At 70.8% G+C, this 19,948-nt stretch carries 17 protein-coding genes and 1 riboswitch; of the genes, 2 read left to right on the forward strand and 15 right to left on the reverse strand.

Annotated elements, in window-relative coordinates; translation table 11 throughout:
- Positions 1 to 3: 3 nt before the first annotated feature.
- From VPH61_RS09630 to VPH61_RS09700, 15 genes are all read right to left on the reverse strand, one after another.
- Positions 4 to 555 (reverse strand): AAA family ATPase, encoded by a 552-nt coding sequence (locus VPH61_RS09630; protein WP_332063276.1) that lies wholly within the window; start codon positions 553 to 555, stop codon positions 4 to 6.
- A gap of 26 nt (positions 556 to 581) precedes the next feature.
- Positions 582 to 1,361 (reverse strand): energy-coupling factor transporter transmembrane component T family protein, encoded by a 780-nt coding sequence (locus tag VPH61_RS09635; protein ID WP_332063277.1) that lies wholly within the window; start codon positions 1,359 to 1,361, stop codon positions 582 to 584.
- The gene (locus VPH61_RS09640) at positions 1,358 to 2,848 is read right to left on the reverse strand and encodes an ABC transporter ATP-binding protein (RefSeq protein ID WP_332063278.1); all 1,491 of its coding nucleotides are present in this window, start codon (positions 2,846 to 2,848) and stop codon (positions 1,358 to 1,360) included. Before VPH61_RS09640 ends, VPH61_RS09635 begins: the two co-directional genes overlap by 4 nt.
- A gap of 2 nt (positions 2,849 to 2,850) precedes the next feature.
- Positions 2,851 to 3,486, reverse strand: a complete 636-nt coding sequence (locus VPH61_RS09645) for an ECF transporter S component (protein WP_332063279.1) — start codon at positions 3,484 to 3,486, stop codon at positions 2,851 to 2,853.
- 39 nt (positions 3,487 to 3,525) lie between these two features.
- A riboswitch (TPP riboswitch) is annotated at positions 3,526 to 3,635 on the reverse strand.
- Positions 3,636 to 3,697: 62 nt separating this feature from the next.
- On the reverse strand, positions 3,698 to 4,030 hold the full coding sequence (locus VPH61_RS09650; RefSeq protein WP_332063280.1) for a hypothetical protein: 333 nt from the start codon (positions 4,028 to 4,030) through the stop codon (positions 3,698 to 3,700).
- A gap of 63 nt (positions 4,031 to 4,093) precedes the next feature.
- On the reverse strand, positions 4,094 to 5,359 hold the full coding sequence (locus tag VPH61_RS09655; protein WP_332063281.1) for a DNA polymerase IV: 1,266 nt from the start codon (positions 5,357 to 5,359) through the stop codon (positions 4,094 to 4,096).
- Between the two features lie 72 nt (positions 5,360 to 5,431).
- On the reverse strand, positions 5,432 to 6,067 hold the full coding sequence (locus VPH61_RS09660; RefSeq protein ID WP_332063282.1) for a hypothetical protein: 636 nt from the start codon (positions 6,065 to 6,067) through the stop codon (positions 5,432 to 5,434).
- A 108-nt stretch (positions 6,068 to 6,175) separates the two neighbouring features.
- Positions 6,176 to 7,696, reverse strand: coding sequence for an Asp-tRNA(Asn)/Glu-tRNA(Gln) amidotransferase subunit GatB (gatB, locus tag VPH61_RS09665; RefSeq protein WP_332063283.1), 1,521 nt, complete (start codon positions 7,694 to 7,696; stop codon positions 6,176 to 6,178).
- On the reverse strand, positions 7,696 to 9,231 hold the full coding sequence (gene gatA, locus VPH61_RS09670; RefSeq protein ID WP_332063284.1) for an Asp-tRNA(Asn)/Glu-tRNA(Gln) amidotransferase subunit GatA: 1,536 nt from the start codon (positions 9,229 to 9,231) through the stop codon (positions 7,696 to 7,698). The genes gatB and gatA overlap by 1 nt, the downstream gene beginning before the upstream one ends.
- The gene (gene gatC, locus VPH61_RS09675) at positions 9,228 to 9,530 is read right to left on the reverse strand and encodes an Asp-tRNA(Asn)/Glu-tRNA(Gln) amidotransferase subunit GatC (RefSeq protein ID WP_056651063.1); all 303 of its coding nucleotides are present in this window, start codon (positions 9,528 to 9,530) and stop codon (positions 9,228 to 9,230) included. Before gatC ends, gatA begins: the two co-directional genes overlap by 4 nt.
- A gap of 36 nt (positions 9,531 to 9,566) precedes the next feature.
- Positions 9,567 to 11,342: an alkaline phosphatase family protein gene (locus tag VPH61_RS09680; RefSeq protein ID WP_332063285.1), complete on the reverse strand. Its 1,776-nt coding sequence runs from the start codon at positions 11,340 to 11,342 to the stop codon at positions 9,567 to 9,569.
- Between the two features lie 43 nt (positions 11,343 to 11,385).
- A complete protein-coding gene (gene ligA / locus VPH61_RS09685) occupies positions 11,386 to 13,746 on the reverse strand; it encodes an NAD-dependent DNA ligase LigA (protein WP_332063409.1) in 2,361 nt (786 codons plus the stop codon).
- Between the two features lie 66 nt (positions 13,747 to 13,812).
- Positions 13,813 to 14,523 (reverse strand): hypothetical protein, encoded by a 711-nt coding sequence (locus tag VPH61_RS09690; protein ID WP_332063286.1) that lies wholly within the window; start codon positions 14,521 to 14,523, stop codon positions 13,813 to 13,815.
- Positions 14,524 to 14,610: 87 nt separating this feature from the next.
- Complete coding sequence (gene mnmA / locus VPH61_RS09695) at positions 14,611 to 15,717, reverse strand: tRNA 2-thiouridine(34) synthase MnmA (RefSeq protein WP_332063287.1); 1,107 nt, start codon at positions 15,715 to 15,717, stop codon at positions 14,611 to 14,613.
- 214 nt (positions 15,718 to 15,931) lie between these two features.
- Positions 15,932 to 17,170, reverse strand: coding sequence for a cysteine desulfurase family protein (locus tag VPH61_RS09700; protein ID WP_332063288.1), 1,239 nt, complete (start codon positions 17,168 to 17,170; stop codon positions 15,932 to 15,934).
- A gap of 92 nt (positions 17,171 to 17,262) precedes the next feature.
- Here VPH61_RS09700 and glgX point away from each other — a divergent pair, with 92 nt between their 5' ends.
- Both glgX and ybaK read left to right on the forward strand, forming a co-directional pair.
- Positions 17,263 to 19,341 carry a glycogen debranching protein GlgX gene (glgX, locus tag VPH61_RS09705; RefSeq protein WP_332063289.1) on the forward strand — a complete coding sequence of 693 codons (2,079 nt, stop codon included), beginning with the start codon at positions 17,263 to 17,265 and terminating at the stop codon, positions 19,339 to 19,341.
- Positions 19,341 to 19,838, forward strand: a complete 498-nt coding sequence (ybaK, locus tag VPH61_RS09710) for a Cys-tRNA(Pro) deacylase (RefSeq protein WP_332063290.1) — start codon at positions 19,341 to 19,343, stop codon at positions 19,836 to 19,838. The genes glgX and ybaK overlap by 1 nt, the downstream gene beginning before the upstream one ends.
- Positions 19,839 to 19,948: the final 110 nt, after the last annotated feature.

Below are 19,948 nucleotides of genomic sequence, written 5' to 3' on the forward strand. Positions count from 1 at the left end.
GACTCAGGCGTCGGCGACCCGCACGCGCACGTCGGCGCGGATCGCGGGAGCAGCGCGCGCGACGTAGCGACGCCACTGGCGCTCCCACAGATCCCAGTACGGGTCGAACGCACCGGCATCGCGCTCGAGCGCCCGGCGCTTGCGCACACGCGGAGACGCCTCGACCCACACGCTGACGGCATCGACCGGCGCGGTCGCCGCGAAGGCGCCGCAGCCCTCGACGATGAGCGCCCCGCCGGGTCGGATCCGTTCGATCGCCCCGACCCGGTCGCCGGCCCAGTCCCATCGCCGCCAGTGCCCGACTGCGCCGCGAGCGTGGCGGGCGACGAGCTCGTGCGCGAGGGCCGCACCGGCAGGTTCCAGGCCGTTCCAGCCCGGGTAGGCGTCGTCGAGGCGTACGAGCTCGGGGGCAGGGCCTGGCCAGGACCGCACGAGCGCATCGGCGAGCGTGCTCTTACCGGAGCCGCTCGGGCCGTCGATCGCCACGACCCGCGCACCCGCGGCCCGGCAGCGTTCGAACACGAGTCGCACCGCGGATGCCGCGGGGGCGGTCACGACCGCATCCGCCGAAGCACCCGCGCTCACGCCCACACCGGGTGGTACGTGCCCGCCCAGACCGCGCAGCCGAGCGCGAGCACGGCGATGCCCGCGGCGATGCAGAGCAGGGCGGCATCCGGCCAGCCGACTCGTGACTCACGCGCCCAGGTGCGCGGGTGCTCGGAACCGAACCCGCGGGCCTCCATCGACGTGGCGAGCTTGCTGCCGCGACGGATGGCGAGCACGAGCAGCGCGAACGCCATGGTCGCGAACCGGCGGATCACGCCGTGGTCGCCGATGCCGCGGGCACGTCGCGAGAGTGCCATCGCCCGCCAATCTTCCATGAACAGGCCGACGAGACGCGCACCCGCGAGCGCCCCGAGCACGAACCGGCTCGGGAGCTTCGCGACCTGCGCGAGACCGTCGGCGAGCTCGGTCGGGTCGACGTTCATGAAGAGCAGCACCGCCGGCAGGCCGATCGCGAGCACGCGCACGGTGACGGCGACGGCGAGCTCGATCGACCCGTCGGTGATGCGCGCGAGCCAGAACGACCAGTACTCGGTGCCCTCGGGTTGACCGTAGAGCAGCATGCTGAGGCCCGCGATGGGTGCCGCGATGAGGATCGGCCACCCGCGCGCGATGAGCACCTTCGGCGTGACCCCCGCGATTGCGAAGAGCACGAGCTGCACGCAGAGGGCGACGGCGGCGCTCACCCAGTCGACGGTGAGGAGCAGGGGCGTCGTCAGCAGCATCGCCGCAGCGAGCCTGCTCACCGGGTTCACCCGATCGACGAGGTGCAGTCGAGGATGCGCGACCGTGATCATGCCGCCGCCTCCATGCGCAGCGCGTCGCTGCCGAGATCGAGGTGCTGGTCGCCGAGCGCGTCGCGGTAGGCGGCATCGTGACTGACTGAGAGCAGCGTCGTGCCGCCGTCGACGAGGCCGCGCAACAGCGTCACGAGCTCGATCCAGGTCAGTCGATCCTGCCCGAACGTCGGTTCGTCGAGGATCACGACGCCGGGTTGCGCGACAATGGCGCACCCGACGGTGAGTCGTCGCTGCTCGCCGCCCGAGAGGGTGAACGGGTTCGCCTGGGCGAGTCGGTCGAGCCCGAGTCGTTCGAGCACCTCACCGGTACGCCGAGCCGTGGTCACGGCGTCGAGGCCGAGGGCGCGCGGCGCCACCTCGAGCTCGCGCTGCACGGTCGACGCGACGAACTGGTGCTCGGGCTCCTGGAAGACCGTGCCGATGCGGGTGAGCAGTTCGCGCGACCGCCAGCGGATCGGTTCCGCCCTGAGCCCGTCGGCGAGCTCGGCCGAAGCGCGCACCGTGCCGCCGAGCGGCGAGAGGAGCCCGCCCATCGTGAGCGCGAGCGTCGATTTGCCCGCACCGTTCGGCCCCGTGAGCACCGTCGAGGCGGCGCGCGGCAGGGCGAGCGAGAGCCCGCTGCGCACGACGGCGTCGCTTCGACGGCCGATCGCGAGATCGAAGGCTTCGAGATCGACGACGGATGCCGCGGGCGCGGGCCGTGCGGCCGCAACGGCCGGTGGCGCCCCTGGCACCCACACCCCGGCCGCCAGCAGTTCGTCGCGCTGCGCCGAGATGACCGCATGCGGCTCGCCGTCGGCGATCAGTCGCCCGTCGCGGCCGAGCACGACCACGCGGGTGACGAGGTCGATCCAGACGTCGACGCGGTGCTCGACGACGACGAACGTCGCGCCGGTGCGATCGAGCGTGCGGGCGACCGCCTGCCGCACCTCGTGGACGCCCGCGGGGTCGAGGTTCGCCGTCGGCTCGTCGAGCAGCAAGAGCCCGGGGCGCATGGCGAGCGCACCCGCGAGGGCGAGGCGCTGCTTCTGGCCGCCCGACAGCGCACTCGTCGAGTGGTCGAGGGGCACGTCGAGACCGACCTCGTCGAGCGCGCGGCGCACGCGCGGCCAGATCTCGTCGCGGGGGATGCCGAGGTTCTCGCACCCGAACGCGACGTCGTCGCCGACCCTCGCGAGGATCACCTGCGAGTCGGGGTCCTGCAGCACGAGGCTCGCTCGACCGCGCACGGCGCCGGGCCACTCGCCGTCGAGCAGCAGCGTGCCGGTCTCTTCACCCTCTTCGGCACCACCGTGAACACCGGCGAGTGCGTGCAGGAGCGTCGACTTGCCCGAACCCGAGGGGCCGAGCAGCAACACCCGCTCCCCCGGTGAGACGATGAGGTCGATGCCGTCGAGCGCCGATCGCAGACGACCGGCGTGCCGCCACCCCCACCCGCGCGCCTCCACGCGCGCGGGTGAGATGGCACCGGAATCGTTTGCCACGATCAGACCCGCTGTGCCACGTCTTGACCTGCCGCGAAGCGGCTGAGCGCACCCGTAGCGGCGAGACCGCGCACGATGAGCCAGCCGAGGAGTCCGGCGAGCACCGCACCCGAGATGACGACGGTCGTGAAGTAGAGCCCGAGGAACTCGGCCGACTTCGCGAGGTTGCCCGAGGTGAAGAGTTCGAGCGTCCACGCCGCGGCGCCTGCGGCGGCACCAGCGAGCATCGCGGGCATCAGGCCGAAGCGACGGTAGGCGAAGATCGCGAACACCAGTTCGGCGCCGAGTCCCTGCGCGAGCCCCGAGTAGATCGTCTCGATGCCCCACTGATTGCCGATGAGGGCCGAGACGATCGCGGCGAGCAGTTCGACGAAGAGCGCGGCGCCCGGCTTGCGGATGATGAGCCCGCCGAGCACACCGCCGATGAGCCAGATGCCGACGGCGACGCCGCCGAGTCCCGGTGTGAGCGCGTCGGCCGCGCTGAACCAGGCGTAGCCGACGTTGTTCCAGAAGAGGAACAGGAGCCCGGTCGCGACGCCGATGACGCTGGCGACGACGATGTCGACGACCCGCCAGCGCAGGTCGCGGGACTTGCGGGGTGTGGAGGGGCTGCTGGTTTCTGATGCTGCAGTGTGCACTGTCGTGCCCTTTCGATTCGTGGAAAGAGGCACGGGAAATTGAGATGTGTTCAGCCTCCCTGCGCTGGCATGACCCAGATCAGGTTCGACGGTCGAAGGTTGAGAACCTTCCTCTCAGCCCGGCTCACCGGACTCCCGTGTTCGAGCACGAGTATACGCCGATGGCGCGGTCCACGACGGCGACGGCCTCTGCCGCGACCGAAGGACGGCGTCAGCGCTTGAGTGCGCGGATCACCATTCGAAGGGCCTTGCCGGTGACCCAGACGAGCGGCGTGGCGACGAGCAGCAGCCCGATGAGGTTCGGTTCGAAGCGCACATCGCCCGCGCGGCCGACGTATGCGCCGAGCGGAATGGAGAGACCCCCGCCGCCACCGCCGCCCGCCTGGTCGCCGGCGCCATCCGAGCCACTTCCCGCGCCGAAGCCGTAGTACCCGAGCGCAACAGGCACGACCGTCGTGCCGTCGATGTCGACGGCATCGCCGTACGAGGTCTTCACGCCGACGCCCGCGACGGTCTCGGCAAGTTCCAGAACGAGTTCAGCCATGTGCCAACGCTACCTGCGCGTGCGTCCGTGAACCACCCCTTGCGGGATTCGCCGAACGCGGATTCAGCGGAGGCCACCGCCATCTGGATCTTTGCGACGCGTCGACTCGACCCGATCTGCTGCGCGCTTGACGAGTGAGGCGGGCCGCACCGCACCACGCCCGAACCGCGCCGTCACCTCGTCGATCGTGCGCTCGGCCTCGCGCCACTCCTCGTCGGGGTCCCACAGCATGGCGCCGCTGCCCGAGGGCCGCAGCTGCTCGGCCCGCACGCCGATGAGGCGGATGCGGGCGCCGTCGCCAGCGAGTTCACCGAGCGCAGCGGACGCCTCGTCGTAGATGCGCCTCGCGACATCCGTCGGCTCGCCCAGGGTGCGCGACCGCGTGACGGTGCGGAAGTCGCCGTATCTCAGCTTCAGCACGACCGTGCGCCCGACCACACCCGCGCGGCGGAGTCGCACCGCGACGTCGTCGGAGAGGCGCAGCAGCTCGCGTCGCAACTGCTCGAGGTCGGTGAGGTCGTATCCGAAGGTGACCTCGTGCCCGATGCTCTTCTCTTCGCGCCCCGTGACGACGTCTCGAGCGTCGACGCCCATGGAGAGATGAGCGAGCTTCGCGGCGAGGGCCGGTCCGAGCGCTCGTGCCAGCGCGTCGGCGGGCATCGCCGCCACATCGCCGACCGTGCGGAGCCCGATGCGTGTCAGCGACTCCTCGGTGACCTTGCCGACGCCCCAGAGCGCGGAGACCGGCAGCGGATGCAGGAACTCGAGCGTGCGGTCGGCCGGAACGACGAGCATGCCGTCGGGTTTCGCCCGGCTCGACGCGACCTTCGCGACGAACTTCGTGGCCGCGACGCCGACCGAGCAGGTGAGGCCGGTCTCGTCGTGCACGCGACGACGCAGGCCCCAGGCGATTTCGGCAGGGCTGCCGTGGAGCCGGCGGGCGCCCGAGACGTCGAGGAACGCCTCGTCGATCGAGAGCTTCTCGACGAGCGGCGTGACCTCTTCGAAGATCTGCATGACCCGCCGCGAGTACTCGGTGTAGCTCGCGTAGTCGCCGCGCAGCACGACGGCGTTCGGGCAGCGCTGCAGCGCGAGCGACATGGGCATCGCCGAGTTGACGCCGTAGCGACGCGCCTCGTAACTGGCCGCCGACACCACGCCGCGCCCCGCCGTGCCGCCGACCAGCACGGGCTTGCCTCGCAGGTCGGGCCGCTTCAGCAGCTCGACGGAGACGAAGAACGCATCCATGTCGACGTGCAGGATCGGCGTCGCCGAGTCGTCGACCGGACCGGTGGTCACTTGGCGCGACGAGCCGTCCTGCTTGCTCATGGTGCGACCCTATCCGCTGCCGCCGTCATCGCAGTTGCTGACCGCGACCGCCGGCGAGCCGGCGTGAGGAGATCAGAACCCGAAGTCTCCGCCGCCACCGAAGTCGCCGCCGCCGAAGTCGCCGAAGCCGCCACCGGAGTCGCCGCCGGACGCATCGTAGCCGTCGGACGCCGCAGCGTCACCGCCGGAGTCTCCTGCACCTGGATCGCCACCGTCGCCGCCCTCGCCGCCCGCCTCGAACGCTGCGGGATCGGGCAGGAACGCCTGCGCGATGGCCGAGCCGACGACCACACCGGCGACGGAGCCGAGCAGCGAGCCCGCGAACATTCCGCCGAACGACGGACCGTTCTGCTGAGGCCGTCCGCCCGCGGCATCCGCTCGGTTGAAGGCGCGCTCGACACTGCCGGGTGAACGGAGCTCTGCGCGGGTCGCGGCGCGGGCCAGCGCGCTCGGCTCGTCGGAGACGAGCCGCTCACCGGCGGGCGCATCTGCGCTCAGCGAGGCGAAGACGGCCTGGCGCTGCTCGGGAGTGAGCTTCGCGAACGCCTCGGCGTGCACCGCCTCGACGGACTCGGGCGGGGCCGTGCGCAACAGGTACCGGTAGCGTTCGACCGCGAGCTCGTCGTCGCTCAGCCTGCGACTGGGCTGAGCCTGAGGGCGCTGCGGCTCGGCGGGAACTGCTCCGAAGAGTCGGTCAAGGAATCCCATGTTGTCCTCGTCAATCGTTCAGGGGACGACCACTGTACGGTCGCGAGCATTGAACCGGCTGAGAGCCGAGCGGATGTCACCGCCCGGCTCTCAGCCCGATGAAACTGCCTACACGGTCTGCGCTGCGCGCTCGAGCACGAGCTCGCGCACGCGGGCGGCGTCGGCCTTGCCCTGCATCGCCTTCATGACGGCACCGATGACGGCACCTGCGGCCTGCACCTTGCCGTCGCGGATCTTCGCGAGCACGTCGGGCTGCGACGCGAGGGCCTCGTCGATGGCGGCGATCAGCGCACCGTCGTCGGAGACGACCGCGAGACCGCGAGCTTCGACGACCTGCTGCGGCGAACCCTCGCCCGCGATGACACCCTCGAGCACCTGGCGGGCCAGGCGGTCGGTGAGCGTGCCGGAGTCGACGAGCTGTGCGAGCTCGGCGACGTGCTCGGGCGACACGAGGTCAGTGGCATCCCGGTCGGCGGCGTTCGCGAGACGCGCGATCTCACCCGTCCACCACTTGCGGGCGGCGGTGGGAGTGGCGCCGGCCGCGACGGTCGCGGCCAATTCGTTGAGCATGCCGGAGTTCGCCACGATCTGGAACTCGTCGTCGCTGAAGCCCCACTCGGCCTTCAGGCGCCGGCGGCGAGCGGCGGGCGCCTCGGGCAGCGCGGCACGCAATTCCTCGATCAGCTCGGCCGAGGGCACGACGGGCAGCAGGTCGGGCTCGGGGAAGTACCGGTAGTCGTCGGCGTCGGACTTCGGACGACCGGCGCTCGTGGCACCGGTGTCTTCGTGCCAGTGACGCGTCTCTTGAATGATTGTGCCGCCGCCGGCGAGGATCGCCGCCTGGCGCTGGATCTCGTACCGCACGGCCCGCTCGACCGAGCGCATCGAGTTGACGTTCTTCGTCTCGGTGCGCGTGCCGAGCTTCTCCTGGCCACGGGGGCGCAGCGACACGTTCGCGTCGCAGCGCAGGTTGCCGCGCTCCATGCGCGCCTCGGAGATGCCGAGCGAGAGCACGATGTCGCGGATCGTCGCGACGTACGCCTTCGCGAGCGCCGGAGTGTCGGCCTCGCCGCCGAAGATCGGGCGCGTGACGATCTCGACGAGCGGCACGCCTGCGCGGTTGTAGTCGACGAGCGAGTACTCGGCGCCCTGGATGCGGCCCGTCGAACCGCCCACGTGCGTGAGCTTGCCGGCGTCCTCCTCCATGTGCGCGCGCTCGATCGGCACCGTGAAGGTGCGACCGTTCTCGAGCTCGACCTCGACCTCGCCGTCGAAGGCGATCGGCTCGTCGTACTGCGAGATCTGGTAGTTCTTCGCGAGGTCGGGGTAGAAGTAGTTCTTGCGCGCGAAGCGGCTCGACGGCGCGATCTCGCAGCCGAGCGCGAGGCCGAGGCTGATCGAGTACTTCACGGCGTCGCCGTTGACGACGGGCAGCGAGCCCGGCAGGCCGAGGCACACGGGCGTGATGAGCGTGTTCGGCTCTGCACCGTGGAACTGCGAGTTCGCGGGGTTCGGAGCCGACGAGAACATCTTCGTCGTGGTGTTCAGCTCGACGTGCACCTCGAGGCCGATGACCGGCTCGAAGAGCTCGAGGGCCTTGTCGAAGTCCATCAGTTCAGCGCGGGCCATCAGAGTGCGCCTTCCTCGGTCGCGGTGAGCTCATGGGTGGAGAGGTCGGGTGCCTGAGCGAGCAGCGGGCCGCCCCACTGCGCCTCGAGCAGCTGCTCGAGCGCGGCGCCGACGTTGTAGAGACGGGCGTCTTCACGAGCCGGTGCCAGGAACTGGATGCCGACGGGCAGGCCGTCTTCGGGAGCGAGACCCGAGGGCAGCGAGATGCCGGGCACGCCCGCGAGGTTGGCCGGGATCGTCGCGATGTCGTTCAGGTACATCGACACGGGGTCGGCCATCTTCTCGCCGAACTTGAACGCGGTCGTCGGCGCGGTCGGCGAGGCGAGCACGTCGACGTTCGCGAACGCGGCGTCGAAGTCACGCTGCACGAGCGTGCGCACCTTCTGCGCCGAGCCGTAGTACGCGTCGTAGTAGCCCGCCGAGAGCGCATAGGTGCCGAGGATGATGCGACGCTTCACCTCGGGGCCGAAACCCGCCTCGCGCGTGGCCGACATGACCTGCTCGACCGTGCCGCCGCCCTCGGGCGTGACGCGCAGGCCGAAGCGCACCGAGTCGAACTTCGCGAGGTTCGACGACGCCTCTGCCGGGAGGATCAGGTAGTACGCGGCGATGGCGTACTCGAAGTGGGGAGCGGAGACCTCGACGATCTCGGCGCCCTGCTTCTCGAGCAGTTCGAGCGACTCGTGGAAGCGCTGACGCACGCCGGCCTGGAATCCCTCGCCGTCGAGCTCCTTGATGACGCCGATGCGGAGGCCGGAGACATCCGCTCGGCGCACCGCCTCGGCCATCGACGGCCACTGCTCGGGGATCGACGTGGAGTCGAGCGGGTCGTGCCCGGCGATCACGTCGTGGAGGAGTGCGGCGTCGAGCACGTTGCGTGTGACCGGGCCGATCTGGTCGAGCGAGGAGGCCAGGGCGATCGAGCCGTAGCGGCTGACCGCGCCGTAGGTCGGCTTCACGCCGACCGTGCCGGTGACGTGCGCCGGCTGGCGGATCGAGCCGCCGGTGTCGGAGCCGAGCGCGAGCGGGGCTTCGAAGGCTGCGACGGATGCCGCGGAACCGCCGCCGGAGCCACCGGGGATGCGGTCGAGGTCCCACGGGTTGTGGGTCGGGCCGTAGGCCGAGTGCTCGGTCGAGGAGCCCATGGCGAACTCGTCCATGTTGGTCTTGCCGAGGGGGATCATGCCCGCCTCGCGCACCTTCGTCACCGGGGTCGCGTCGTACGGCGGGATCCAGCCCTCGAGGATGCGCGAACCCGAGGTCGAGGGCATGCCCTTCGTGACCAGCACGTCCTTGATCGCGATCGGCACACCCGCGAGCGGCCCGAGCGGTGCGCCGGCGGCGCGCTGGCGGTCGATCTCGGCGGCCGTCTCGATGGCGCGCTCGCCCTCGACGTGCAGGAAGGCGTGCACGGCGCCGTCGACGGCCGCGATGCGGTCGAGGTGCGCACGGGTCGCCTCGACCGAGGAGACCTCGCCGGCGGCGAGCTTCGCGCCGAGTTCTGCTGCGGACAGCCGGATCAGTTCGCCGCTCACTGCTCTTCTCCCAGGATCGCCGAGACCTTGAACCGCGAGTCGTCGGACTCGGGGGCGCCCGCGAGCGCCTCGTCTGCGGTCAGCACCGTCGTGCCCACGACGTCGTCGCGGAACACGTTCTGCATCGGGATCGGGTGGCTCGTCGGCGGCACGTCGGGCGTGGCGACCTCGCTCACCTTCTCGACCGCGTGCATGATCTGGCCGAGCTCCGTCGTGAGGTGGCCGATCTCTTCATCGGTGAGCGCGATGCGGGCGAGGTTCGCGAGATGCGCGACCTGCTCCGCAGTGATTTCGGACATGCTGCTCCGTCGTCTCGGGATGGGGATGCATCGATTCTATCGGGGCGCGCCGAACAGCCCGATGCCGTACTGGTGCAGCAGCTCGTACGCGTCGGCGTAGGTCTCGGGCTCTTCGTCGTCGGGGCGCCCGTACTTCGCGAGGAGCAGCCCGAGGAGCCCACGGGCGGGCGGGCTCAAGGGCTTGTCCTTGTGCGCGTGCCCCGGATGCGGCGACTTCGACTGCGGGTTCGGCGGGATGTACTGCGGCGTCGTCGCCGGCCAGGTCAGCGGATGCCGCGGGGCGTCGAGGTTCACCGCGTTGAACATGTCGTTCGCCTCGGCGTCACGACGAGTCAACGGCTTCAGCCCGTGCAGTTTCGAGAGCGTCGCGATGACGGCGCCATGATGCATCTCGTCGTTGATCACGGTGCCCGCTCGCGTGTACGCCGACACGGCGATCGCGGGCACGCGGCATCCGAGTCGATCGAAGCGGAAGCCCATCTCGCCGGCGGGCTCGTCGACCTCCGGCGGCGTGGCCGACGGCGGGGGCACGTGGTCGTAGCATCCGCCGTGCTCGTCGAAGGTGATCAGGAGCATCGTGTTCAGCGCGTTCGAGCCGTCGGCGGAGGCGCTCGCCTTGATGGACGAGTAGATCTCGTGGATGAGCGCCTCGCCCGCCCTGACATCGGAGATCGCGCTGTCGACGACCTCGGTGCCGTCGACCTCGCTCGCACGAAGTTTGCCGAACGGCGGGTGGAAGTCGTTGTGGTTGTAGGTCATGCGCGGCTCGATGAACGCGTACGCCGGCAGTTCGCCGTTCTTCACGTCGTCGTGGAACTGCTCCATCGTCGCGAAATGGTCGGTGCGCCAGTACTGCTCGAGCACCGGCGCATGGAGCACGCCCGTGAACGAGACGAGCTGGAGTTCGTCGAAGTAGATGCGCCACGAGATGCCGGCGTCTTCGAGGCGATTGAAGATCGTGGGCGCCGCAGGGGCCTCGAGCCACTTCGTGTACCCGCCGCCGTGCTTGTTCGTCACGAAGCCGTGCGAGGTCGAGGCGTGGAAGAACGAGCGGTTGCAGAAGGTCTGCGACGGCACGCCCGCATGCCACGCGTCGAAGACCGCGAAGTTCTTCGCCAGCGTCGAGAGCACCGGCAGCATCTCGGTCGAGAACGAGCCCATGATCTGGGCGAGCTCCGCCGCACCGGGCGGAGTGCCCTTCTTGAGGCGCTCGTAGTTGACGAGGTAGTCGGTCACGAAGCCGCTCATGGCGGGCTCGACGTTCGTTGCAGGCGCGTTATACGGCGCCGTCATGTGCTCCACGAAGAGCTGGGCGTTCGTCGGCGGATCGATCGTGTTGAAGATCTGGGTGTTGACGTGCGGGTACTCCTCGCCCGGATCGGGGTTCGGCCGCCCCATGATCACATCGGTCGGCCCCTCGTAGACGTGAGCGGCGATCGTCGTGCCATCGGGCGCGGCGTTCGAGTAGTCGCCGAACGCGAGCCCGTCGAACTGCTGGCGATCGGGCAGGTCGTCGGGTGTGTAGAGCCAGCCGAGCAGGTTGTCGAAGGAGCGGTTCTCGCCCATGACGACGACGAGGTGGTCGAATCCGGCCTTCTCGCGAGGGCTGAAAGCCGCGAAGTCGTCGGCTCCTGCCGCATAGCCGAGGGCGTGTCCGACCCACGCGCCGACGGCGGCGCCGACTCCCCCGCCCACGACGGCGCCGGCGGCCGCAACCCCGCCGAGCTTCAGGAAGTCGCGACGGCTCGAGCCGCCGGTTCCGTTCGCCTCCGCCTGATCGACGGGCTCGTGCGCAGTGTCGTCACCTGCCATGTCCCCTCCAACATCGCTCAGTGCCTCGCTGCCGCGACTGCGTTCAGTCGAGCGCGTCCGGCCCTTCGGTCACGAGCAGCGCGAACTGCGCTGCGTCGAGCACCCGAATGCCGAGTTCTTCGGCCTTCGCGAGCTTCGAGCCAGCACCTGGGCCGGCGGCGACGAAGTCGGTCTTCTTCGAGACGCTCGACGCCGCCTTGCCGCCCGCGGCGATGATCGCCTCTTGCGCGCCCTCGCGACTGAAGCCGTCGAGCGAACCGGTCGCGACGATGGTGAGGCCCGCGAGCACTCCCCCGGCATCGGCGGCGGCACCCGGCCCCGGATGCCCCGGAGTGGCGAACTGCACGCCCGCCGCCGTCCACCGGTCGACGATGTCGAGGTGCCAGTCGACGCCGAACCACTCGATGAGCGAATCGGCGATGATGCCGCCCACACCCTCGACCTCGGCGAGCTGTTCGCGGGTCGCCGCGCGAATCGCGTCGAGGGATCCGAACCAGTCAGCCAGCGCCCGCGCGGCGACCGGGCCGACGTGGCGGATGTTGAGCGAGACGAGCAGTCGCCACAGCGGCTTCGTCTTCGCCTTCTCGAGTTCGGAGAGCAGCTTCGTCGCGGCCTCGGACGGCCCGACGACCCGGTAGTCCTTCTTGACCCCCGCTGCCCGCCGCTCTGCCGGAGTCATCGTCTCGGTGCCGGGCGGGTAGCTCGCAGCACTGAGCTTCTGGAACGGCGCGCGCCGGATCGGCTCGCCCGTAGCTTCGTCGACCCTCGGCTCGCCCGTCTCGGAATCGCGCACCACGACCTCGATCGGCACGAGCTCGTCGAGGGTGAGGTCGAAGAGCCGCGCCTCGGTCGCGAGCGGCGGTTCGGCGGGCACCGAGGGCTGGGTGAGCGCTGCGGCGGTGACCTCGCCGAGCGCCTCGATGTCGAGGCCCCCGCGCGACCCGATGTGCTCGACGCGGCCGCGCACCTGCGCCGGGCACGACTTCGCGTTCGGGCAGCGCAGGTCGATGTCGCCCTCTTTCATGGCCCGGAGCGGGGTGCCGCACTCGGGGCAGAGCTCGGGCATGTGCCACTCGACCTCGGTGCCGTCGCGAAGCTGCTCGACCGCCCCGAGGATCTCGGGAATGACATCCCCCGCCTTGCGGAGCACGACGGTGTCGCCGACCCGCACGCCCTTGGCCTTCACGACCTGCTGGTTGTGCAGCGTCGCCTGGCGCACGGTCGAACCGGCCACCTTGACGGGCTGCATGACCGCGTAGGGAGTCGCACGGCCCGTGCGGCCGACGCCGACGACGATGTCGAGGAGCTTCGTGTGCACTTCTTCGGGCGGGTACTTGTAGGCGATGGCCCAGCGCGGAGCGCGGCTCGTCGCGCCGAGCTCGTCGTGCAGTTCGAGTTCGTCGACCTTGACGACGATGCCGTCGATCTCGTGTTCGACATCGTGCCGGTGCTCACCGCGTTCGGCGATGTAGCCGGCGACGTCGTCGACCGAGTCGAACACGCGCGAGTGCGGGGAGACCGGAAGGCCCCAGCTCGCCAGCAGCGCGTAGATCTCGGACTGGTTGCGAACTGCAGGCCCGGAGGATGCGGAATTGCGCCAGGCGCCGATGCCGTGCAGGTAGAGGTCGAGGCGACCCAGCCGCTCGCGCATGAGCGTGAGGTCGAACGCGCTCTTCTTCTCGCGGCGCTGTCGGAGGCTGCCCGCGGCCGTGTTGCGGGCGTTGGCGAACTCGGGGTACTTCGTCGGGATGTCTTCCAGCGCGCGCCCCTTCGCGAGCTGCTCGGCCTCGAACGCGGCCTGCAGCTCGTGCTGGCGCTCATTGAGCGCCTCGAAGTCGCTCGTGCGCAGGAACACCTCGCCGCGCACCTCGAAGAAGGCCGGATATCCCTCGCCCTCGAGTCGTTGCGGAATCACCGGGATCAGGTCGACGTTCTCGGTGATGTTCTCCCCGACCCGGCCGTCGCCGCGCGTGGTCGCGGTCTCGAGCACGCCGTCGCGGTAGGCGAGGCTGATCGCGAGGCCATCGATCTTCAACTCGGAGAGCCAATGCACCGGCCGCCCCGCGGCTGCGGCGGTCTTCGTCGCCCAGTCGCGGAACTCGTCGATCGAGAAGACGTTGTCGAGGCTGAGCATGCGCTCGGCGTGCTCGTGCTCGGGAAAACCGGCCGAGACGATGGCAGCGCCGACCTGCTGCGTCGGGCTGTCTTGGCCCGCGAGCTCGGGGAACGCGCGCTCGAGGGCCTCGAGACGATGGAAGGCCTCGTCGTACTCGGCGTCGGAGAGCGTCGAATCCCCGTCGCCGTAGTACGCGAGCCGCGCGCCCTCGATGCGATCGGCGAGCTCGGTCGCCTCCGCACGTGCCGCGTCGAAATCGGTCGGAAGGCCGCCGCTGTCACCGGAGATGTCGCTCACACGCCCATAGTACGAGGCGGCACCGACGCCCACACGGCGCCCGACGCGCCTTTCGGGCTATCGATCGAACCCGACGAGATCGATGCGGCGGTGGTAGCGCACGCCGACGACGCCGCCGAGGAGGGCGCCGCCGACGGTCACGAGAGCCGCCACGGCCGCGATGGTGATGCCAGCGATCGTGAGCGCGCTCTCGGGCACAGAGATCCGCGGAAAGGTGTTCAGGGCGCCCAGCAGGTCGCCCTGAAGGCCGAGCAGCATGCTGGTCACCGCGACCGCGATCGCGATGACGACCGCCCAGAGCCAGACCGCGAGACCCTGCAGCACGCCGCTGAATCGCGCCATCCGGCCGGCGACGTAGCCGCCGCTGTAGAACGAGACCAGTGCGATGACGAGCAACGTGCTGACGCCGATCCAGCCGACGGCATCGGCACCGAGCAGTGCGTCGGTGTTCGACGTGCCCGACTCTTGCACAGGCCCGACGCCGAGAGCGACACCGGCGGCCACGAGCACCCCGGTGAGGATGGACGTCAGGCCCGCGACGATGATCCACCCGAAGAGGGCCGAGCCGATCTTCATGCCGCCGAATGCCTGGCGCTGACGCTCGACGACCTCGTCGGCGGTGATCGGAGCGACCTCGACGATCGGTTCCCACTCGTCGGCGGGCGGCGCGACGATCGTGATGCGACCCGTCGTGGGTGCCGGGTCGAGGTTTCTGAACGGCTCGGCCGGGTCGCGGTTCGGATCGGCGGGAATTTGTGGGTAGGACACAACGACTCCTCGTCATTCACGCGGCGCCGGGGGTAGCGCCAGCGCGAATCTACGCGATGCGAGTCATCGAGGCGAGCCTCGGCGCGGCTAGGCGTCGACCGGAACCGCGCTGACCGTGCGGTCGATCGTGAACTGTCCGAGCACCCGCGTGCCGACGTAGATCACGGCGGTCTGGCCGGGCGCGACACCATCGAGCGGATGCTCCGGCGTGACGACGAGCTCGCCGTCGACGAGTTGCGCGACGGCCGGCACGGGGTCGGCGTGCGCACGGATCTGCACCTCGCAGTCGAACGCCGTCTCGGGCTGCTCGGGAGCGAGCCCTGCCCACGAGAAGCGCGACCCGGCGATGACGCCGATCGCGAGCGCCTCCTTCGGCCCGACGACGACGGTGTTCTCCTTGGGCCGAACCTCGAGCACGAAGCGGGGCTTGCCGTCGGCGGCCGGCGTGCCGAGCCGCATGCCGCGGCGCTGACCCACGGTGAACGAATGCGCTCCCTCGTGCGAGCCGACGACCGCGCCCGTGCGGTCGACGATGTCGCCCGTCTCGGTGCCGACCTTGTCGGCGAGCCAGCCCCTGGTGTCGCCGTCGGGAATGAAGCAGATGTCGTAGGAGTCGGGCTTCTGCGCGACGGAGAGCCCGCGCTCGGCGGCCTCCGCGCGCACGAGCGTCTTCGACGGAGTGTCGCCGAGTGGGAAGTACGCGTGTGCGAGCTGCTCGGCCGTCAGCACGCCGAGCACGTAGCTCTGGTCTTTGGCCTCGGCGCTCGCGCGGTGGAGTTCGCGGTTGCCCGCGGCATCCGTCACGATCTTGGCGTAGTGGCCGGTGGCGACGGCGTCGAATCCGAGCGCGATCGCCTTCTCGAGCAGGGCGGCGAACTTGATGCGCTCGTTGCAGCGCATGCAGGGGTTCGGCGTGCGCCCGGCGGAGTACTCGGCGATGAAGTCGTCGACGACGTCGGCCTTGAACCGCTCGGAGAAGTCCCACACGTAGTACGGGATGCCGAGCATATTGGCCGCCCGTTGCGCGTCCATCGAGTCTTCGATCGTGCAGCAGCCGCGGCTGCCGGTGCGCAGCGTGCCGGCGTTGCGGCTGAGCGCCAGGTGCACGCCGACGACCTCGTGGCCCGCCTCGACGGCGCGCGCGGCCGCAACGGCGCTGTCGACGCCGCCGCTCATCGCTGCAAGAACCTTCACCCCTCCAGTGTAGGCAGGCCTCCTGAGCGGATGCCCCGCGCCCGGCCTTGCGCGCCGACCGACGTCGCCCGTGCACAACTTCGGAACTTCTCGACGACACGCCGTGATTCCCGTCGCGGCATCGGCGTGTCGCGGCGAATCTCCGGAGTTGTGTTCCGGCGGGCCTCCGCAACCGGGCCCGCGCCGCGTTCTGCCGCGGGCGGTGCGCGTCGCGTCAGCGGTCGAACGAGGTGGCGCGGGCGGCGAGCCCGGCCCGGGCGGCCTGCGCGTGAGCGGCGGGCAGCGCCGCGAGGAGCGCGTCGACATCGGCGTCGGTCGACGCGTGGCCGATCGTGATGCGGAGCGCCCCGCGGGCGTCGGCCTCCGAACGCCCCATGGCCATCAGCACGTGCGAGGGCTCGGGCACCCCGGCCTGGCAGGCCGAGCCCGTCGACACCGCGACGCCGGCCGCGTCGAGCAGGAAGAGGAGCGAGTCGCCCTCGCAGCCGGGGAACGAGAAGTGCGCGTTGCCGGGCAGGCGAACGGATGCCCCGGGGCCCGCGTCGCCAGAGAGACGCGCCTCGGGCACGGCCTCCACGACGCCCGCGATGAGCCGATCGCGGAGCGCCGACATGCGGGCCGTGTCGGCGTCGAGCCGGTCGGCCACGATCTCGGCGGCCGCCGCGAAGGACGCCGCGGCCGCGACATCCTGCGTGCCCGACCGCACCTTGCGCTGCTGCCCGCCGCCGTGGATGAGCGGCTCGACGGCCGCCGAGCGGTCGAGCACGAGCGCTCCGATGCCCGCGGGGCCGCCGATCTTGTGCGCCGAGACGCTGAGGGCGACGAGACCCGCGCCGCGCGGGGCATCCGTTGCCCTGCGAATGCCGTGGAAGTCGATCGGCAGCTGCCCGTAGGCGGCGACCGCGTCGACGTGCAGCGGCACGCCGGCCCGCGCGGTCAGGCGAGCGACCGCGTCGACGGGCTCGATCGTGCCGACCTCGTTATTGGCCCAGAGCATCGTGACGAGGGCGACGGATGCAGCGCCCCGCTCGAGCTCGTCGGCGAGCACGTCGAGGCGAAGGCGCCCGACTTCGTCGAGCGGCAGCTCGACCACCTCGGCGCCCTCGTGCGCGACGAGCCACTCGACGGTGTCGATCGTGGCGTGGTGCTCCCCCGCAGGCATGAGGATGCGGCGACGCGCCGCTCCGGTGGGGGCATCCGTGCGCCGCTGCCACCAGAGGCCCTTGATCGCGAGGTTCACCGCCTCGGTGCCGTTGCCCGTGAACACGACCTCGATGCCGTCGGCCCCGAGCGTCGCGGCGATGCGCTCGCGGGACTCCTCGAGCAGGCGCTTCGCCTGCTGGCCCGCGCTGTGGATCGACGAGGGATTGCCCACCACGGCGAGCGCGGCGGTGAGCGCGTCGATGGCCTCGGGCAGCATCGGCGTGGTCGCGGCGTGGTCGAGGTAGACCATGGCCGACCTCCGATCTGGAACGGGTTCGGGAGCACCCGACGCGGGTGCATGCGCTTGCAGGCGTCTCGCCTCCACGAACTACTGTAGATCGCATGCCTGAGCACGATCCCCTGCACGACCTCGGTGTTCGTGCGGGCGCCGACGGCGGGGTCGCGCGGGTCTGGTCGCAGCACGCGACATCCGTCGACCTCGTCGTGTTCGATGATGACGACCTCGACTGGGCGATCGCCCGCACCCCCCTCGTGCGCGATGAGCACGGCGTCTGGCAGGGCGAGTCGGCCGAGCTCCGCCCCGGCGCCCACTACGGCCTGCGGGTCGACGGGCCTACCGGCGCCCCGCACGCGTTCAACCCGGTGCACACCCTGCTCGACCCCTACGCCCGCGGACTCGCACGCGCCGATGACGGGTCGTGGCGGGGCGTCGCGCTCGAACCGCTCACCGCGACGGGCTTCGAGTGGGGCGACTCGGCCAAGCCCCGTGTGCCGCTCGACCGCACGGTCGTCTACGAGGCGCACGTGCGCGGCGTCTCGAAACTGAACCCCGCCGTGCCCGAACCCCTGCGCGGCACCTACGCCGGTCTCGCGCACGATGCCTCGCTCGAGTATCTCGTGAACCTCGGCATCACGACCGTCGAACTGCTGCCGGTGCACGCCTTCGTGTCGGAGGATCGCCTCGTGCGCCAGGGCAAGGTCAACTACTGGGGTTACAACACGCTCGCGTTCTTCGCCGCCCACTCGCCGTACGCCAGCGCTACGGCTCGAGCCGAAGGTGCCGCTGCTGTACGACGCGAGTTCGCCGGCATGGTGCGGCGCCTGCACGAGGCCGGTCTCGAGGTCGTGCTCGACGTCGTCTACAACCACACCGCCGAAGAGGGGCGCGAGGGGCCGACGTCCTCGTTCCGCGGCATCGACAACGCCGCGTACTACCGGCACGACGCGCACGGACGCTACGTCGACACCACGGGCTGCGGCAACAGCCTCGACTTCGCCGGTGAGGCGCCGCAGCGACTCGTGCTCGACTCGATGCGCTACTTCGCCGACGAGCTGCAGGTCGACGGGTTCCGCCTCGACCTCGCCGCCACGCTCGGCCGCGACGAGCGCGAGACGTTCACGCCCGAGCATCCGCTGCTGCGCGCAATGCTCGACGACCCGGTGATCGGCGCGTCGAAGCTCATCGCCGAGCCGTGGGACGTCGGGCCCGGCGGCTGGCAGACCGGCAACTTCCCGGCGGGATTCACCGAGTGGAACGACCGCTACCGCGACCGAATGCGCGACTTCTGGCTCGGCGACCTGCGCCGCGAGCGCGAGACCGGCTCGGCCGGCAGCGGCATCGGCCGGTTCGCCACACGGCTCGCGGGCTCGTCGAACACCTTCTCCGGCGAGCGCGGGCCGCTCGCGAGCCTCAACTTCGTGACCGCGCACGACGGCTTCACACTCGCCGACCTCACCGCCTACGACGTCAAGCACAACCAGGGCAACGGCGAGGGCAACCGCGACGGCACGGACTCCAACAACTCGTACAACCACGGCGTCGAGGGCGAGGCGGCCGACCCGGTCGTGCGGGCGGCGCGGCGGCGCAGCATCCGGAACCTGCTCGGCACGCTGCTGCTGTCGGCGGGCGTGCCGATGATCACGGCGGGCGACGAGTTCGGTCGCAGTCAGCGCGGCAACAACAACGCGTACTGCCATGACTCGCCGCTCACCTGGCTCGCATGGGATGCGGCCGACCGCCCCCGGTTCGCCCCCGAGCTGCTCGAGACCGCCCGCCACCTGATGCGGCTGCGCGCCGAGAACCCCGCGCTGCGCCCCATCCGCTTCGGGCGCCTGGGCGAGACCGTGCCGAGTGCCTCGCAGATGGACTGGTTCAACGCCGACGGCGAGACCATGGGCATCGACGACTGGAACTCCCCTGCCGAGCGCACCCTGCAGTTCCTCGCCGCGTCGACCCCCGAGACCGAGGCGCCGAACCGCATCCTCCTCGTCGTGCATGCCCACGAGTCCGACGCCGAGGTCGTGCTCCCGCGGCATGACGACGTCAGCGGGTACACCCTGCTGTGGGATTCCGCCGACGAGGCGCCGTCGGCGCCGTCTGCCGCCGCCTTCGCCCCCGGCAGCACGATCACCGTCGGCGCCCAGTCGATGCGACTGTTCCGTGCCGAGGGCGCAGCCTGATGGCCAAGCGAACGGATGCCTCCGCGGGCACGCCCGCGACCGTCGCCCTCACCCGCACCGGCATCGCCTTCACCGCCCTCGGCTACGACCATGACCCGCGCGCCGCGGCCTACGGCCTCGAGGCCGCCGAGAAGCTCGGCCTCGACCCCGATCGGGTCTTCAAGACCCTGCTCGCGAGCGTCGACGGCGCGCTCGCGGTCGGCATCGTGCCCGTGGCGCTGCAGCTCGACCTGAAGGCGCTCGCTGCCGCACTCGGGGGCAAGCGCGCCGAGATGGCCGACCCCGCCGTCGCCGAGCGCAAGACCGGCTACGTCGTCGGCGGCATCAGCCCCATCGGCCAGAAGACGGCGCTGCCGACGGTGCTCGACGAGTCGGCGATCCTGCACGAGACGATCTACGTCTCGGGCGGTCGACGCGGCCTCGACCTCGAACTCGCGCCCGACGACCTGCTCGCCGTCACCGAGGGTCGCTATGCGCCGATCTCCCGCACCCGCTGAGCCGCACCCTCACCGACACCTGCACCTGCACCTGCACCTGCACCTGCACGAGAACAGGTCGGCCGGCCGCCTTGGCGACGAATACAGGCGCCAGACACGTATTCGCGTGT

The organism is Agromyces sp. CCNWLW203 (assembly GCF_036576125.1).
Lineage (GTDB): Bacteria > Actinomycetota > Actinomycetes > Actinomycetales > Microbacteriaceae > Agromyces.

Bases quoted from the DNA above. Each gene is read 5' to 3' on its own strand.
- VPH61_RS09635 (WP_332063277.1), bottom strand. From the start codon at position 1,361: ATGATCACGGTCGCGCATCCTCGACTGCACCTCGTCGATCGGGTGAAC.
- VPH61_RS09650 (WP_332063280.1), bottom strand. From the start codon at position 4,030: ATGGCTGAACTCGTTCTGGAACTTGCCGAGACCGTCGCGGGCGTCGGC.
- VPH61_RS09655 (WP_332063281.1), bottom strand. From the start codon at position 5,359: ATGAGCAAGCAGGACGGCTCGTCGCGCCAAGTGACCACCGGTCCGGTC.
- VPH61_RS09660 (WP_332063282.1), bottom strand. From the start codon at position 6,067: ATGGGATTCCTTGACCGACTCTTCGGAGCAGTTCCCGCCGAGCCGCAG.
- gatB (WP_332063283.1), bottom strand. From the start codon at position 7,696: ATGGCCCGCGCTGAACTGATGGACTTCGACAAGGCCCTCGAGCTCTTC.
- gatC (WP_056651063.1), bottom strand. From the start codon at position 9,530: ATGTCCGAAATCACTGCGGAGCAGGTCGCGCATCTCGCGAACCTCGCC.
- VPH61_RS09680 (WP_332063285.1), bottom strand. From the start codon at position 11,342: ATGGCAGGTGACGACACTGCGCACGAGCCCGTCGATCAGGCGGAGGCG.
- VPH61_RS09700 (WP_332063288.1), bottom strand. From the start codon at position 17,170: ATGGTCTACCTCGACCACGCCGCGACCACGCCGATGCTGCCCGAGGCC.
- glgX (WP_332063289.1), top strand. From the start codon at position 17,263: ATGCCTGAGCACGATCCCCTGCACGACCTCGGTGTTCGTGCGGGCGCC.
- ybaK (WP_332063290.1), top strand. From the start codon at position 19,341: ATGGCCAAGCGAACGGATGCCTCCGCGGGCACGCCCGCGACCGTCGCC.